General features: G+C 49.6%; 15 protein-coding genes. 8 read left to right on the top strand and 7 right to left on the bottom strand.

The window, feature by feature from the left end:
* The first annotated feature begins 381 nt into the window (after positions 1–381).
* Genes EJE49_RS12945 through EJE49_RS12915 form a run of 7 tightly spaced genes read left to right on the top strand, consistent with a single transcriptional unit; the run spans position 382 to position 4,562 of the window.
* Entirely contained in the window at positions 382–1,344 is a 963-nt protein-coding gene (locus EJE49_RS12945; RefSeq protein WP_124951497.1) for an RluA family pseudouridine synthase, read from the top strand.
* The gene (locus EJE49_RS12940; protein ID WP_124951495.1) at positions 1,328–1,984 is read left to right on the top strand and encodes an HAD-IA family hydrolase; all 657 of its coding nucleotides are present in this window, start codon (positions 1,328–1,330) and stop codon (positions 1,982–1,984) included. Before EJE49_RS12945 ends, EJE49_RS12940 begins: the two co-directional genes overlap by 17 nt.
* 39 nt (positions 1,985–2,023) lie before the next feature.
* Complete coding sequence (locus EJE49_RS12935) at positions 2,024–2,971, top strand: S49 family peptidase (protein ID WP_124951493.1); 948 nt, start codon at positions 2,024–2,026, stop codon at positions 2,969–2,971.
* Between the two features lie 59 nt (positions 2,972–3,030).
* Complete coding sequence (locus tag EJE49_RS12930; protein WP_223246958.1) at positions 3,031–3,216, top strand: hypothetical protein; 186 nt, start codon at positions 3,031–3,033, stop codon at positions 3,214–3,216.
* Between the two features lie 8 nt (positions 3,217–3,224).
* Positions 3,225–3,788, top strand: a complete 564-nt coding sequence (locus EJE49_RS12925; protein ID WP_124951491.1) for an RNA polymerase sigma factor — start codon at positions 3,225–3,227, stop codon at positions 3,786–3,788.
* The gene (locus tag EJE49_RS12920; protein WP_124951489.1) at positions 3,781–4,161 is read left to right on the top strand and encodes a DUF3619 family protein; all 381 of its coding nucleotides are present in this window, start codon (positions 3,781–3,783) and stop codon (positions 4,159–4,161) included. The genes EJE49_RS12925 and EJE49_RS12920 overlap by 8 nt, the downstream gene beginning before the upstream one ends.
* Positions 4,162–4,178: 17 nt before the next feature.
* Positions 4,179–4,562: a DUF3106 domain-containing protein gene (locus tag EJE49_RS12915; protein WP_223246957.1), complete on the top strand. Its 384-nt coding sequence runs from the start codon at positions 4,179–4,181 to the stop codon at positions 4,560–4,562.
* 6 nt (positions 4,563–4,568) lie between these two features.
* Here EJE49_RS12915 and EJE49_RS12910 read toward each other — a convergent pair whose 3' ends face one another.
* The 7 genes from EJE49_RS12910 to EJE49_RS12880 form a co-directional block, all read right to left on the bottom strand.
* Complete coding sequence (locus tag EJE49_RS12910) at positions 4,569–5,021, bottom strand: NifU family protein (protein ID WP_124951485.1); 453 nt, start codon at positions 5,019–5,021, stop codon at positions 4,569–4,571.
* A 6-nt stretch (positions 5,022–5,027) separates the two neighbouring features.
* Positions 5,028–8,987, bottom strand: coding sequence for a phosphoribosylformylglycinamidine synthase (gene purL / locus EJE49_RS12905; protein ID WP_124951483.1), 3,960 nt, complete (start codon positions 8,985–8,987; stop codon positions 5,028–5,030).
* Between the two features lie 55 nt (positions 8,988–9,042).
* Positions 9,043–10,983: a CHASE2 domain-containing protein gene (locus EJE49_RS12900; protein ID WP_124951481.1), complete on the bottom strand. Its 1,941-nt coding sequence runs from the start codon at positions 10,981–10,983 to the stop codon at positions 9,043–9,045.
* The gene (locus EJE49_RS12895; RefSeq protein WP_124951479.1) at positions 10,983–12,584 is read right to left on the bottom strand and encodes a FecR family protein; all 1,602 of its coding nucleotides are present in this window, start codon (positions 12,582–12,584) and stop codon (positions 10,983–10,985) included. Before EJE49_RS12895 ends, EJE49_RS12900 begins: the two co-directional genes overlap by 1 nt.
* Positions 12,584–13,282: a response regulator transcription factor gene (locus EJE49_RS12890; protein WP_223246956.1), complete on the bottom strand. Its 699-nt coding sequence runs from the start codon at positions 13,280–13,282 to the stop codon at positions 12,584–12,586. Before EJE49_RS12890 ends, EJE49_RS12895 begins: the two co-directional genes overlap by 1 nt.
* A gap of 185 nt (positions 13,283–13,467) precedes the next feature.
* Positions 13,468–14,289 carry an NYN domain-containing protein gene (locus EJE49_RS12885; RefSeq protein ID WP_124951477.1) on the bottom strand — a complete coding sequence of 274 codons (822 nt, stop codon included), beginning with the start codon at positions 14,287–14,289 and terminating at the stop codon, positions 13,468–13,470.
* Positions 14,290–14,332: 43 nt separating this feature from the next.
* Positions 14,333–14,854 (bottom strand): DNA-deoxyinosine glycosylase, encoded by a 522-nt coding sequence (locus EJE49_RS12880; protein ID WP_124951475.1) that lies wholly within the window; start codon positions 14,852–14,854, stop codon positions 14,333–14,335.
* Between the two features lie 220 nt (positions 14,855–15,074).
* Between EJE49_RS12880 and EJE49_RS12875 the strand changes: the two genes are divergently transcribed.
* The gene (locus tag EJE49_RS12875) at positions 15,075–15,659 is read left to right on the top strand and encodes an OmpW/AlkL family protein (RefSeq protein ID WP_223246955.1); all 585 of its coding nucleotides are present in this window, start codon (positions 15,075–15,077) and stop codon (positions 15,657–15,659) included.
* The last annotated feature ends 238 nt before the right edge of the window (positions 15,660–15,897 follow it).

Genomic DNA, 15,897 nt, shown 5'->3' with positions numbered 1-15,897 from the left:
ACCATATAGGTAGTCTGACGAGGATAAATAATTTTGTGTGGGCAACTTGTTCTGCTTCATTATGTGTGCCGGAGTGACAAAAGCTACTATCGAGTCATAACCAATGCGGATTGGCGTGAATTAACTGTTATTCAAGCTAGGCTGCGTTTCGCGCGCTAAAAAATACTTAAATATCGCTACTTCTCTGGAGCCAGATGCACTATGCAATCATGGTTTTTCCGTGCTCAGGTATGGTGGGGTGTATAATCGCCGCCTCATACTTGGGTTGTGGTTCCGGTGAGCGAAATTAACCGGTTAATTTTACTTCTGGACAATGCATTTGGTAGATGAATAAATTCTTACCCTCAAGCCATCGCAAAAAGTGCTATCAGTATATGCAAAATGAATGATTTACGCAAAGAAACTGTCACTTTTGTTAAAGTGGATGAATCCTCCGAAGGGCAGCGGATTGATAATTTCCTGGCGCGCCATTTAAAGGGTGTGCCCAAGAGCCATTTGTACCGTATTTTACGCAGTGGAGAAGTGCGCGTGAATAAGGGGCGGGTGGATGCTTCACGTAAGCTGGTGTTAGGGGATGAGGTTAGAATTCCACCCGTACGTGTAGCTGAGCCAGCGCAACAAAAAATTTCTGTATTGCCCAAAGGTGGTGTGCGTTTGCTTGATCATGTGCTTTATCGTGATGATGCCATGATTATTTTGAACAAACCTGCAGGCATGGCTGTCCATGGCGGTAGCGGTGTCAGTCTGGGTGTGATTGAGCAGTTGCGGTTAGAGCTACCTGAATGTCGATTCCTAGAATTGGCGCATCGACTGGATAGAGAGACTTCCGGGGCGTTGATACTTGCTTGCAAACGTAGCGCGCTAGTGAAGTTGCATGATATTTTTCGTGAAAATCGCGTCAATAAACGCTATCTGACGCTAGTGAACGGGCAATGGAAAGCGCCTATGCAGCATGTCAAAGTTGCTTTGCATAAATATCTTAATGCGGATGGTGAGCGACGTGTGATGGTCAGTCCGGATGGTAAAGCTGCGCATACAATATTTCGTTTGCGCGAATCCTGGCCTGACTTTACATTACTTGAAGCTGAATTGAAGAGTGGACGCACCCACCAGATTCGTGTGCATTCGGCGCATTTGGGTTTCCCCATTGCCGGCGATGATAAATACGGTGATTTTCCCCGCAACAAGGAGTTGGCGAGAAATGGCTTGAAACGTATGTTTCTGCACGCGTGGCGCGTAGAGTTTCTTCATCCGTTGACTAATGAGCCTATTGTTATAGAGGTCCCTTTGCCTAAAGAATTACAGAGTTTTATTGATCGGTTGAATCATGCCAAAACAGTATGATTTGCTGATTTTTGACTGGGATGGCACATTGATGGATTCCACGGGTGCGATTGCCAGCTCGCTTCGTGCGGCTTGCGGCGATATGAAATTGCCTGTGCCAACACTTGAGCAGGCCCGGCATATTATTGGCCTTGGCTTGACTGAGGCGATTGAAGTATTGCTGCCGGAATTACCGACTTCCGATTACCCGCAGTTTGTGGAACGTTATCGGCACCATTTTCTGGGGCAAGATCATTTATTGCCGCTGTTTGATGGCGTCGCACAAACCATACCTGAACTGTACGATGCCGGTTACTGGGTTACCGTGGCGACCGGTAAAAGCCGCAGGGGGCTAGAGCGCGCGCTGGATCAGAGTGAATTACGTCCTTATTTCCATGCTTCCCGTTGCGCCGATGAAGGATTTTCCAAGCCGCATCCGGGCATGGTTCTGGAGCTAATGGATTATTGTGGCGCTACGGCTGAGCGTACGTTAATGATAGGTGATACCAGTCATGATTTACAGATGGCACAAAATGCGGGTGTAGCGTGTGTGGGTGTCGGGTATGGTGCCCATTCCGCTGAATCGTTACACGCATTTGGACCCTTGTTTGTGGCTGATGATTTTGCGGATTTGGCGCGATGGTTAAGTCAGTACGGTTAGGGTTATACTTGAACTTTAGTAATTAACGAAGGAAGCGGCATGTCTGAACCGGAAAAGTCTGGAAACTGGGAACGTGAAGTGCTGGAGAAAGTCGCGCTAGCCGCGGTAAAAGAGCAGCGTGTAGCCAGGCACTGGAGTATTTTTTTCAAGATACTGGGTTTTGGTTATCTCTTTATTATCCTGTTCCTGATTATGAATTGGGCTGGTAATAGTTCGATAGAATTGACTGGGAAACATACTGCACTGGTTGAGCTGAAGGGGACTATTTCAGCGAATGAAGTCAGTGCTGACCAGATTATCAGCGGTTTACAGGCAGCATTTAAAGATAAAAACACCAAAGGTGTGATTTTGCGTATTAATAGCCCGGGCGGCAGCCCCGTGCAGGCAGGTCAGATATACGATGAAATTAAACGTCTGCGTACCCTGTATCCAAATATCCCTTTGTATGCCGTAGTAGATGATCTATGTGCATCCGGTGGGTATTATGTTGCGGCTGCGGCAGACCGTATTTATGTGGATAAAGCCAGTCTGGTCGGCTCAATTGGCGTGCTAATGGATGGTTTCGGTTTTACCGGTACCATGGATAAGTTTGGTGTTGAACGTCGATTGATAACAGCAGGTGCTAATAAAGGCTTTCTGGATCCATTTTCTCCGGTTAATCCTCAACAGGAAGCCTACGCAAAAGTGATGCTAGAAGAAATCCATCAGCAATTTATTAAGGCAGTGCGTGATGGTCGTGGTACCCGTTTGAAAGAAACGCCCGATATGTTTAGTGGTCTGGTATGGAGTGGTGAGAAGAGTATTTCACTTGGATTGGCGGATGCGTTGGGTAGCACGGAATATGTGGCACGCAATGTCATTCACGCTGAAAATGTAGTTGATTTCACACCGCAGGAAGGTTTTGCTGATAGGTTTGCAAAACACTTTGGTGTGGCATTGGGTAAAAACATCAACCCCCTGGCTAATATGGGGATGGGCTTGCGTTGAGTCTGGCGGCCGTATACCAGCCGATTGCGTGTGCATTGCATGAAAAATTGGAGTTCGCCGTGTTGAAGCGAACACAATTGTATTTGTGTTACTGCGATGCGGCTGGTCAGGAAGTGACATCGACGGCATTGCCTGTCGATGTATACACCGCAAATGCAGCTGAGTGGCTTAAAATTCAACATGCTGATGGGCGCGTGGAAATAGTGCGTCTGGATGCACTGTCGTCTGTTGCTGAACTGGTTTAGGGGGGGGTGTGGCTAACCCCAGTGAACTTGCGCAGTTTCTTGCTGAAGTAGAGCGAAGAGCCTACCGTCAGGCTGCTTTTGCAGTCCATGATGAACAGGCTGCGTTGGATATCGTGCAGGATTCCATGATGAAACTTGCCGAAAAATATAGCGCAAATCCTTCAACCGAATACCCCATGTTGTTTCAGCGTATTTTGCAAAATACCATACGTGATTATTACCGTCGCCAGAAAGTGCGGAATTTTTGGGTAACTGCGGTGTCGTATTTCAGTTCGGGCAGCGATGATCAGGATGACGAAGAGTCGCTGGAGCATGTGCAGCCTGCAGATGAAAAGGACAGTCCAGTTAATGCCCTGATCACCGGCAAAAATATCGCTTTAATTGAAAAAGCATTAGAAAAGTTGCCAGCTCGTCAACGCGAAGCCTTCCTGCTGCGTTATTGGGAGGACATGGATATTGCAGAAACGGCAACGGTGATGGGTTGCTCACAAGGCAGCGTCAAAACGCACTGTTCACGAGCAGTGCATGCACTGGCAGTGGCGTTGCAGGATAAAGGAATGACAGATGAATAAGGAAGATTACGCAAAACAATTGATTACTGTTTTAAATGACAGTTTGGACTCTCTGCGCCCGGAAGTGACGCGTAAATTGCAGTCGTCACGGGAGCGTGCGTGTGTGCTGGCTTCGCAACAGACGCAGTCCCATCATATCAAGTCCGCACATAGTCTGGCGTGGAGTGAATGGGCGCGGCACCATCGTGCGGGTGTAATCGGCATGTTGCTGGTGCTGGTGTTATGCGCCACTGCTGTTGTATGGCAGACATCCTTCTCGATCGAAGATGATACTGCGGATATCGATACGGAATTACTGACAGGTGATTTACCTGTAAATGCATATTTAGATGGGCACTTAAGTAAATGGGTCAACAATTCTTCAGACTATTGATATTGCTTGTATGCTTGTTGAGCATCACAGAATCAGCCTGGTCGGCGGGTAAAACAGGTGCGCCTGAATGGCATGGCCTGACACCTGGCCAGCAAAGCATACTTGCGCCTGTGGCATCTAAGTGGTCGAGCATGTCTGAATTGCAACGGGCTCGATTGCTTGCGGTGGCTGCTAAATATCCGCAATTAAAACCGGAAGAGCAGCAACGATTTCAAAAACGCCTGACTACCTGGAGTTCCCTTACACGTGAACAGCGGGAATTGGCACGGCAGAATTACAAGAAGCTGAAACAGTTGCCCCCCAAAAAGCAGCAAGTGGTCAAGCAGAAATGGTTGGAGAAACAATCTGAAAAAACGGCTGCAGTGCCCGCCGGTATTGAAGAAACCTCGGCCAAGCCTTGATTTGCTTCAGTAGGTATTCTGCACTTCGGTGACTTGAGGGAAGGTGCGACGGACTATTTTTTCGACCACATTCTTCAAATCCAGCATGGAATTAGGGCAGCCTACGCATGCGCCTTTAAGCCTGACTCTCACTACCGTTCCCTGAATAGCCACCAACTCCAGATCACCTCCATCGCGCAGCAGGATTTGTCGGGCTTCTTCCAATACGGCTATCAATGCCGTTTCTGTCAGTGGCGGCGTTTGGCCATTGACGATATACGGACGCAGCTTATCGATGCGCGCCTGGCGTTGGGCTATCCGTGTTGCCAGGAGCGGGTCGTGCTCTTCCAGTGCATCCAGCTCATCTTCGCTATACCAATGAACTTGCTCTGAATTAGCGTCCAATCCCATTTCGTTATCGCGTGCGGCAATTTCTTCGGCGGAAAAACGATGAATGGGAATGGTTTTGTGGTTCGTCATGTTTACTTAACCTACCCACTTGCGGGCATTCTGGAACAAGCGTAGCCACGGTCCGTTTTCCTGATTAGTATCGGGATGCCAGCTATGTTGTACAGTGCGGAATACCCGTTCAGGGTGCGGCATCATGATGCTGAAGCGGCCGTCTGTGCTGGTAACACCAGTCAAGCCGTTGGCAGAGCCATTCGGATTTAGCGGGTAGGTTTCGGTAGCCTGTCCGTAATGATCTACGAAGCGCAGTGTGCTGATCGCCTGAGCGCTATCTCCAGTCTGGCTGAAATTGGCATAGCCCTCGCCGTGAGCGACGACGACCGGCATTTGACTGCCTATCATGTCGTTGAACAGTATAGATGGGCTGGCTGTGACTTCCACCATGACAAAGCGCGCTTCAAACTGTTCAGATTGATTGCGGGTGAATTTCGGCCAGTGTTGGGCGCCAGGAATGATGGATTTGAGATTGCTCATCATCTGACAGCCATTACATACACCCAATGCGAAGCTGTCGGTGCGATTGAAGAATGCTTCAAACTCATGGCGGGCTTGCGGGTTGAAGAGGATGGATTTCGCCCAGCCTTCGCCGGCACCCAGCACATCACCATAGGAGAAGCCACCACAAGCAGCTAATCCACGGAAATCAGCCAGGCTGACACGGCCGGCAATGATGTCGCTCATGTGCACGTCTACCGCGTCGAATCCGGCCCGATCAAAAGCGGCAGCCATTTCGACTTCACCGTTGACGCCTTGTTCGCGTAAAACGGCTATGCGTGGTTTGTTGCCGCCGATGATAATATTTTGTGCTGGATCAAAACTGAGTTTAACGGATAGCCCAGGATCGTTGCGGTCTTGGATCTGGGCAAACTCGCTGTCGGCACACGCAGGATTGTCGCGCAGACGTTGAATGCGGTAGCTGGTTTCACTCCAGATACTGTGCAATTCGGTGCGGTCAAAATCCAGGATGGCTTTGTTGTTGCGGGTAATGGTAATGCGGTCCAGCGGATTGATTGTGCCGATGACATGGAACTCGCTGCGTAATCCCGCCTGGAAGAAAGTCTGCATGACTTCGGCTGTGTATTCGCGTTTAACCTGTAACACGGCGCCAAGTTCTTCATTAAACAGGACGCCAAATACACGCTCGTGATAGTCCTGTTCTTCCGTGATGAGCGGAAGTTCGTCATCATCGTCAGCCCCTTCGGTTTCGATTTCTACGCGGAAGCGATCCTGACATAATTCATCAGCATCAATCGCGATGCCGCAATGACCGGCGAATGCCATTTCACACAACGTTGCCCACAAACCACCATCAGAACGGTCATGGTAGGCAAGCAGCTTATTGTTAGCATTCAGCGCCTGAATGGTCTCGAATAATGCTTTAAGTTGACGTGGTGAGTTGACATCGGGGCTGGTATTGCCGATTTGTTTATAGACTTGTGCCAATGCTGAGCCGCCTAAACGGTTACGGCCGCAGCCCAGATCGATCAGGATCAGATCCGTTTCGCCCTCATCGGTGCGTAGTTGTGGTGTCAGCGTCAAACGCACATCACTGGTTGGTGCAAAAGCGGTGATGATTAGCGAGAGCGGGGAGGTGACTGCTTTATCCTCGCCATCTTCTTGCCAGGTAGTGCGCATCGATAATGAGTCTTTGCCTACCGGGATGCTGATACCGAGGGCCGGACATAACTCCAGGCCCACGGCTTTCACTGTGTCAAATAATGCAGCGTCTTCACCGGGGAAGCCCGCGGCTGCCATCCAGTTTGCGGAGAGCTTGATGTCACCAATCTGATTCACGCGTGCCGCAGCAAGGTTGGTTAATGCTTCGCCGATCGCCATGCGGCCTGAGGCCGGGGCATTGATCAAAGCCAGCGGGGTGCGCTCACCTAATGCAAACGCTTCGCCGCAGTAGCTGGTATAGCCCATAGCGGTGACTGCTACGTCGGCAACCGGAACCTGCCAGGGACCAACAAACTGGTCACGTGCGGTGTAACCGCCGACAGTGCGGTCGCCAATAGTGATCAGGAATGATTTGGAGGCAACGCTAGGCAACCGCAATACCCGTGTCGCAGCCTCGGTCAGTACTATATCGCTGCTGTCGAATTCAGGCAGGGTGCGTTGTACGCGCTTAACGTCACGCGTCATACGTGGTGGTTTGCCCAGCAATACCGACATGTTCATATCGACCGGTGTCTCCGGTAGCAGATTGTCATTGACGGTAAGATGCGCTGCTTCAGTGGCAACACCTACCACTGCAAACGGGCAGCGTTCGCGTTCACACATCTCGCGGAACAGATCCAGATGTGCTGGTGCGATAGCCAGGACGTAGCGTTCTTGTGATTCGTTAGACCAGATTTCACGCGGCGCCATGCCGGATTCTTCCAGTGGTACGTCACGCAGCTGGAAGATAGCGCCACGTCCTGCACCATCCACTAATTCGGGAAATGCGTTGGAAATGCCACCAGCACCGACGTCATGTATCGACAGAATAGGATTGTCTTTGCCTAGTTGCCAGCACCGGTCGATGACTTCCTGAGCACGGCGCTGCATTTCCGGATTGCCGCGCTGTACAGAGTCAAAGTCCAGATTTTCAGCATTCGTTCCAGTATCCATGCTGGATGCTGCGCCACCGCCAAGGCCGATCAGCATGCCCGGGCCGCCAAGCTGGATCAGCAGGGTGCCCGCGGCGAAAGCGTGTTTGAAACAGTGGTCGGCATCAATATTGCCCACACCACCGGCAAGCATGATGGGTTTGTGGTAACCCCGCATCTCGCCTGCACATTGTTCTTCAAAGGTACGGAAATAACCCGCAAGGTTCGGGCGGCCGAATTCGTTATTGAAAGCAGCAGCGCCAAGCGGGCCATCGATCATGATTTGCAGAGCGGAAGCGATCCGTTCTGGTTTGCCGTAACCACTGGCATTGCTTAGATAATTTTCCCACGGCTGGGTGTAGTCGCTGATGTGCAGATTGGAAACTGAAAAGCCGCATAATCCAGCCTTCGGTTTTGAGCCTATACCTGTTGCACCTTCATCACGAATTTCGCCACCGGACCCAGTGGCGGCACCAGGGAATGGGGAAATGGCAGTAGGGTGGTTGTGCGTTTCGACCTTCATTAAAATATGGGTCATCGCCTGATGATAATCATAACGACCATCGGCGGTTGGATAAAAGCGGGCAACATCGGCGCCTTCGATTACCGATGAGTTATCAGAATAGGCGACAACGGTGCCGGCAGGGTGGCGGGCATGGGTTTCACGGATCATGCCGAACAGGGTATGCGGCTGCATTTCGCCATCAATGACCCAGGTTGCATTAAAAATTTTGTGACGGCAATGCTCTGAGTTGGCTTGGGCAAACATCATCAGCTCAACGTCTGTCGGATTGCGCCCGATCTGAGCGAAGTTGGCTACCAGATAATCGATTTCATCAACGGATAACGCCAGCCCCATGTCCAGATTGGCACGTGCGAGCGCTTCGCTGCCACCGCCGAGTATATCGACTGTAGTAAGCGATTTTGGTGGTAAATGACGGAACAAAGCCTGAGCGCCATCCAGTTCGCCCAGAATGATTTCGGTCATGCGGTCATGTATATGCGGCGCGATGATGGCCAGGTCAGCCGTGGTCATGTTTGCTCCGTCACGGCGGGCAAAGTAATAAACGGTGCCGCGCTCTATGCGCGAGATGGTGTTCAAGCCACAATGGTGGGCAATGTCGGTTGCTTTGGACGACCAGGGGGATATCGTGCCTGGACGAGGCACCACCAGCATCAGCGTGCCGTTGGTATTGTTGGTAGCCGGTGTGCCGTAGGTGAGCAAGCTGGTGAGTGTGTTGAGTTCACTGCTGGTTAATGCTGTGCTGGCTTCAGCAAAGTGCCAGAACTGTGTGCTTATGCAGTCATAATCAGTTAAAGCAAGGGCGAGTTTGTCGAGACGGAACTGGGACAGAGCCGCGCCGCCGGGCAATTTGATTAAATCAGACATAGTGCGTATCAGCGTTAAATAAAAGTGAATTTTACCCGAAAATGGCTAGTCCCGCTCAGTGCTGTGATTTGGGTAGGCTGACAGTGAATGTTGTGCCTGTGCCGACGGTGCTCTCTACTGAAATCTTGCCGTGGTGACCTTCAATTACGGTTTTGCTGATGATCAAACCTAAGCCGACACCTTCGGTTTCTGGCTGCTCTGATGTGCGCAGGCGTTGGTAGCGTGTAAACAGCTTAGGCAATGCCTCAGCCTCGATACCATAACCCTGATCTTGTACCTGAATAATCCAGTCCTGCTCATCCTGCATTAAGCGCAAGGTGATGGTGGTGTCGGGTGGGCTGTATTTGACTGCGTTGGTCAGTAAATTAAAGAATGCACGTTGTAACTGGGTGCGTGAAGCTAACAGCCAGGCTTCTTCGATGTCAGCGAATTCGCGATGGATGGTTATGCGTTTGGCGTTAGCCAATGCCCAGGTGTCGTCGGCAGTTTCTTCCAGCATGGAGATGAGATCGCATTCAGCGAACTGTTTGATATCGATGGCTTCTGCGCGAATAAGGCGAAAAAAATCATCAGCAAGATCCAGTGCGCCCGTTGCATAGCGTTTGATTTTCTCGCTGGTGTTTGTTTCGCCGGGTTGCTGCAATATTGCCAGGATGGAAGCGAGTGGTGCACGAATGTCATGTGAAATGAACTTCATCAGATCATCGCGGCTTTGCTGCGCTTGCCTTAATGCGGCTTTCGTTTGCGTGGCGAGTTGAATGCGGCGGGCAATGGGGTCAAGTTCTTCGCCAGACTTCATGGTGGTCTGATCATGCCCATTAGCCATGCTGGCTAGTTCGGCATCCAGATAGCGCTGGGTGATTTCCAGCCGGCGCCAGCTCCATAATGGATAGGCGGTGATGACGCCAAGCAGCAAGGCTGAAGGGCCGAACCATACGTGGAATACGCGTAACAATAATGTGGCAAGCGCTATGCTGCCGATAAAGGCTAAACCTGATAGCCATAAGCCGTGGCGAGCCGGCAGGCGTAACAACGCAAACATCAGTAATGCGAGACTAATAACTGAAATCAGACTGTTTGCCCAGTTCGGCAGTAAATCAATGGCGAGGTGGTTACGCAATGCATCGTAAATATTTGCATTGATCTCTACGCCGGACATGGGCCGATTCAAGCCGGACACGGGCGTGGGCAGGTTGTCACTCATCCCGGTAGCCATCGCACCGACCAATACGATTTTGTTATGGAAATAACCCGGTGCGAATTTGTGCTGGATCACGTCACTGTAAGAAATGTGCTGGAAATGGCCTGGTGGGCCGGCAAAAGGGATATGCATCCAGTAATCGCGTGCCCAGGATTGTGGCTCTGGTTCGAATTTCGGCGCGCGCTCTCCTGGCAGATATGGATGTGGTGTGGGGTTGGTGACATTCAGCAGGGCCAGGGCAAGGTGTGGATAGCGTGGCTCTCCCAGACCTTCATATAAATACACGCTGCGCATGATGCCATCAGCATCAATTTCGCTCTGGACATGCCCCAGTTGGGCGGCAGATTGAGCGAATGCCGGTAGTGGTAGCCCCTGGCCCAGCGTATTCGTTGACAGTACCATCTGGAATACGGGCATGACCACATGCCCGTTGTTGCGTATGGCGGTCGCAAGCCGATTATCATCATCGACATGCTGATTGTCGGGTTCACTCAAAATCACATCAAATGCGACAGCACGTGCATGTTCCTGAGTGAGTGTGTCCAGTAATTCGGCATGGCTAGCGCGCGGCCAGGGCCAGCGGCCAAGCGCGGATAAACTCGTGTCATCGATTGCAACGATAACGATGTCGCTGGGTGCAGGGCGTTGCCAGAGTTTGAGGGCGGCATCATAGAACACATTGTCCATGCGCCAAAAAGCGTGCTGCGATGCCATTACACCGACCAATACTATTAAGCTAATGCCGGTGATTAGCCATTCCTGTATGAGTGGTCGGTGCAGTGGCCGCGAGGTCATTACTTAGCCGGTTTGGGCGCGCGGAACCAATCCAGTTCCAGCGGTAGCTCAAAACGCTGGGTGGCTGTATACGGATTAACATAGCCATCAGCGTCTGTTGCCCTAATCCGGAAGAAGAACGTACCCCAGATTGGTTTAGGCAGGGTTATTTCCGGCTGGGTTAAGGCGTGATGTTGCACGCCTTCTGTGAATAAGCGGTCCTGTGCTATATCCAGTTCGAAGGTCTGTCCGGGTTCACCTGGCCAGCTTAAATGCATGCTGTTGGCTCCGACTTCAGGTGGCGGCGGTAATGCTGGCATGGGTTTGAGTGTGAATTGCAGGAGGTCTCCGTACGGGCCCTGGTCATGATCGCCACGTATGCTGGCAATGCGCCAGAAATACTGACCCGGGGTGAGTTTTTGTGTCGAGGTGAATTCATTATTCTTGATGTCGTTTGCATCAATGCTGATAGTGCTAAAGTCTGGCTGGGTTGATAGCTGCAGGTGATAACTATTCGCGTCATCAACAAGCGCCCAGTTGAACGTTACTTGATCGCCTGAAATTTTACCTTTGTTGATTGGGTGCATGATAAAGGGTGGTTCAGGGCGAGCTTTAAGTGCGAATGCATATTGTGCATCCAGGCCCTCTAGACCGTTCTGGTCAACGGCACGCACACGCAGCCAATACTTGCCATCGGCAAGGCCATCAAATTTTATGGTCGAACTGTCAAACAACTTATTGCGTAACACGTGATCAAATTTCTCGTCGTCTGCAATTATGGCGCGGTAAGTGATTCTTTTGGCTAGCGGTATGAGATTAAATCGCAGTGTCGGGCGTTCCAGCAATGCTGGCAGTTGCGAGATATCGGGAGCAGGAAGTAGTGCGATGGGTTGCATCGGTGGCTTGCCATTGTCCACGATGTTGCCATAGCCAGCAGCTACACCGACAGCCTCGCTATCGCTGGCATCACCAACACGTACTAGCCCTTCAGTAACTTCGGTACGGCTGGTCTGGGTAGCATCTGCAGCCACACGAAACTGTGTGCCACGTACACTCATCACGGCGCTTGGCGTCATAATCCGATAGCGTGGAGCGGTACCGGTAGTTTTAGCTGCTTCTGTCTCGATCCGTCCTTTTTGTACTTTGACTGTGCTGTCAAAGGTTTGATCGATAGTGTATTTTTTGAGTGCGGCCAGGGTGACATGGCTATCCGCTTGTACTGCAAGTTTAGTGCCGTTGGCGAGTTGTATCAGTACAAATCCATCATTGCCGGTAATGATTTCGCTACCGCTTACCAGCATCGTTTTGCTGGTAAGCGGTTGTTGGTTGAGCTGTGCTGTCCCTACGACACTGATGACTTTAGCGGGGGCATCTTCACTGCGTAATAGTGATACAGGTATTTGTATCGAAGAGCCAACAGGGATGAGCTTAGGATTGTGTATATGGTTAACCAGCTGAATTTTTTTCCAGTCAGCTGGTTTGGTTAATTGTTTGCTGATTTCTATCAGGGTATCGCCTTGCCGAGTGGTATAGGTCAATGCATCCGGAGGGGAGGTTGCAGCATAACTGGCTGAAGCCAGGAAAAAAGACAGGCTAATGGCAAGTAATGAATGTATGCGCATTATGCAATCTCCGGACTAATTTGTTCCAGTCGATAGCCATGATTGTAAATGGCTTTCAGTTGGTAGCCGTTTTCGGGTCGCAACACGAGTTTGCTGCGGATGCGGCTAATATGTGTATCGATTGTGCGAGTCGGGATATCGACGTTCAATCCCCATACTGCTTCGAGTAGCTGGGCGCGCGAAATGATACGGTTGAGATTGTTGAAAAAATACAGCGCTAATTCGAATTCTTTTTCAGTCAACTCGACAGGGGCATTTTGATATAGAGCGCGTGAGCTGCTGGTTTCAAAGCGATACGGAGGGATGTCAATGACCGACAAGCCACTTTGTGACGCATAGGCACGGCGGTATACCGCTTCGAGTCGGGATATTAATTCAGCACGGCGTGCTGGTTTGATGATGTAGTCATCCGCCCCGGCATTGAGAATGCTGGAAATGTCTTCTTCGGTATCCCGGCTGGTCAGGAATATGATGGGGGCGTTGATGCTCCGGGTGTGGCGCAACCAATGTAAAAACTCTTTGCCAGATACGTCCGGCAACATCCAGTCGAGCAGGTAGATATCAAAAGTCTGCTGCCCTACAGACTGCATCAGGTCTTGCGATAGCGCGTAGTGGTGTACGGTATGGCCTGCTTCTTGTAACCAATGCTGGATAATGGCAGCTTGCGGAATGTGATCTTCGAGTAAGGCTATGCGCACGTTGGGTGGGTCCTTAAATGGGATGCTAACTGGCTGGTTGCTTCTAGAATCAAGCGGAGCCGAATGAATACCAGCGCATTATGAATTAACAATGGTCGGGTGACAATTGATAGCCCAGTCAAATTGAGATGATTGAGGCATCGAATTTGCCGATGGTTAACGATTCAGAATACGCGATGCCTAATTTATTTGCTTTTAAGAAATAGTGTGGTCTTGTCCGAGCCTGGTGACTTGCGTTCTTCTGTTTTGAAAATCTCGGTTTTGGCTTTTACCAGATCGCTTAATTTCTTGAAGCCATATAGCCGGGAGTCAAAATCCGGTTTCAATTTGGTCAGATAGCTGCCGAATGTGGCCAAATTGGCCCAGCCGCTGTCGTCACAAGAGTTTTCCAGAGCTTGCAGCACAAATTCCTTGGGGAATTGTATTTCTGGTGACGATGGAATTATTTTCGTCTTTGCCGGGGTGGTGCCGGATTTTTTAGGTTTAGGGACAGGGGCCGCTTTTTCTGTGCTGGTTTTTGGCTGGGCTGGGGCTATTGGTCTTAACACTTCAGTAAAAATGAATTTATGACAGGCATTACGAAATGCTTCAGGCGTTTTCTGTTCGCCAAAGCCGAGTATGGTCAAGCCTTCTTCACGTATTCTTAACGCCAGACCTGTGAAGTCGCTGTCACTGGATACAATACAAAAACCATCAAATCGATGGGTGTACAGTAAATCCATCGCATCAATAATCAATGTGCTGTCGGTGGCATTTTTTCCGGTGGTATAGGCAAATTGCTGCACAGGTTTAATTGCGTGTTTGTTCAGCACTTTCTTCCATTGCGCGCTGGCGGGGGAGGTAAAGTCACCGTAAATCCGTTTTACTGTCGCTTCACCGTAGCTGGCGATTTCGGCTAATAGTCCTTCAATTATGGCTGCTTGCGCATTATCCGCATCAATTAACACGGCCAGTCTGAGTGTGGGTTCATCTGCTTCTATTTTTGTAATAGTCCGAGGATTAGCCATGCTGGTTCCTTATGTGAATTAATGAAGAATTTATGCTTATGCTTTAGTCTAGCTTGCTCATGCCGGATGCACAACGGATTGCTTGCCAGGCCGCTATTTTTTGATCATACGGGATAGAAGCATTTGCGGGGCTGGTGGAAGGCAGGCGCAAGTATTCAATGTGTTGTATTGATAAATCAGGCAGGACGAGTTTTCGGTAAGATTGTTCAGCCACTATGCCATTAAAAAATACATGGGTGATATGTGTATGTTGCAAGAAAAATGTACTGAAGTCATTTGGGTTTTGTGAGGTTTTATCGATGCTCGTATCTAGGCTGCCTTGTCGTTTGCATGAGTGAAGCACGTCCCATAGCGCTATTTGCGCATCTTGTAGTGCCTCAATACGTTGTTCATAAGGGGAATCGGGATCTAGCTGTATGAGTGTCGCCATAATGCGCCAGAACAGATTGCGGGAATGCGCATAATATTGGTTGGCATGCAATGATGCTACGCTTGGCATGCTGCCAAGGATCAATATGTTTGCGGCGCTGTTTTCAATGGGGGCGAAGCTTGTTATGTGCGACATGGTGTGTCCTGCGTTTGTTATGCTGAGCAGATACTCGCTTAAGCGTATGTGTTAAGACGATGTTCTCCCATCAAAGTATATATTTTTTCCCTTTTCTCGTTAAATTCCTGACTCAAATTACTCGTGGTTTAGGACAGCTTGATGGAAATCCTTGTTGTGTTGTTATTAATGATATATTAAGATATCAATCTCTTTAAATAATTTAATAAGGATTTTGATCATGATAAGAAAAAACACAATAATAGTATTAGGCATTTTGGCAAGCACAGTCGCCAGTGCGGATCAGGGAGATTGGCTAGTACGTGCGCGTGCAATCAGCGTTCAGCCACAAGAGAGCTCGTCTCTGGGTCTCAGCGTGGATAATGCATTGGTGCCAGAAGTCGATTTCAGCTATTTTGTAACCAAGAATGTAGCGCTGGAACTGATTTTAGGAACTTCTCGTCACGAAGTATCACTAGGGTCGAGCAGTCTTGGTAAAGTCAGTGTGCTACCACCTACATTGACAGCACAATACCATTTCGCTCCTGATGCAACCGTGCGTCCTTATGTCGGTGCTGGTGTCAATTATACGCGATTCTATAGCAATGACCTGAAGGTGGGTACGCAGAATGTAGAGCTGGATAATAATAGCTGGGGCGGGGCTTTGCAAGCAGGTGTCGATATTGCAGTAGGGAAAAATTCCTTTATCAACCTGGATATTAAAAAAATATACATTAAAACGGATGTCGCTTTGGCAGGAACGAAAATTGACACTTTGAAGCTGGATCCTCTGGTTTTGGGCGTTGGTTATGGCATGAAATTTTGAGTAGTAAGTTTTAGCTTGTTTGAGGAGAGATTCGTTAAATGTGCCTGAATGGCACATTTAACGATGTAGCCCCGGTCCTTCATAATTCTGCCTTTTCTGTTGTAACTCCCGCGTTTTCCTCTGTAGCAATCAGGTTATGATATTCTTACCGCTATTATAAGACACCTCCGCTGAAACGATGTGATGCGGCATTGTGAACTCATTGTATATCTGTAATTTTGTAAGAATGGAGGAAGTG

Origin of the sequence: Sulfuriferula thiophila (assembly GCF_003864975.1) — a bacterium.
GTDB classification, from domain to species: Bacteria; Pseudomonadota; Gammaproteobacteria; order Burkholderiales; family Sulfuriferulaceae; genus Sulfuriferula; species Sulfuriferula thiophila.
The sequence above is the reverse complement of the archived record's forward strand: the minus strand, read 5'-3'. Positions and strand labels throughout refer to the sequence as shown.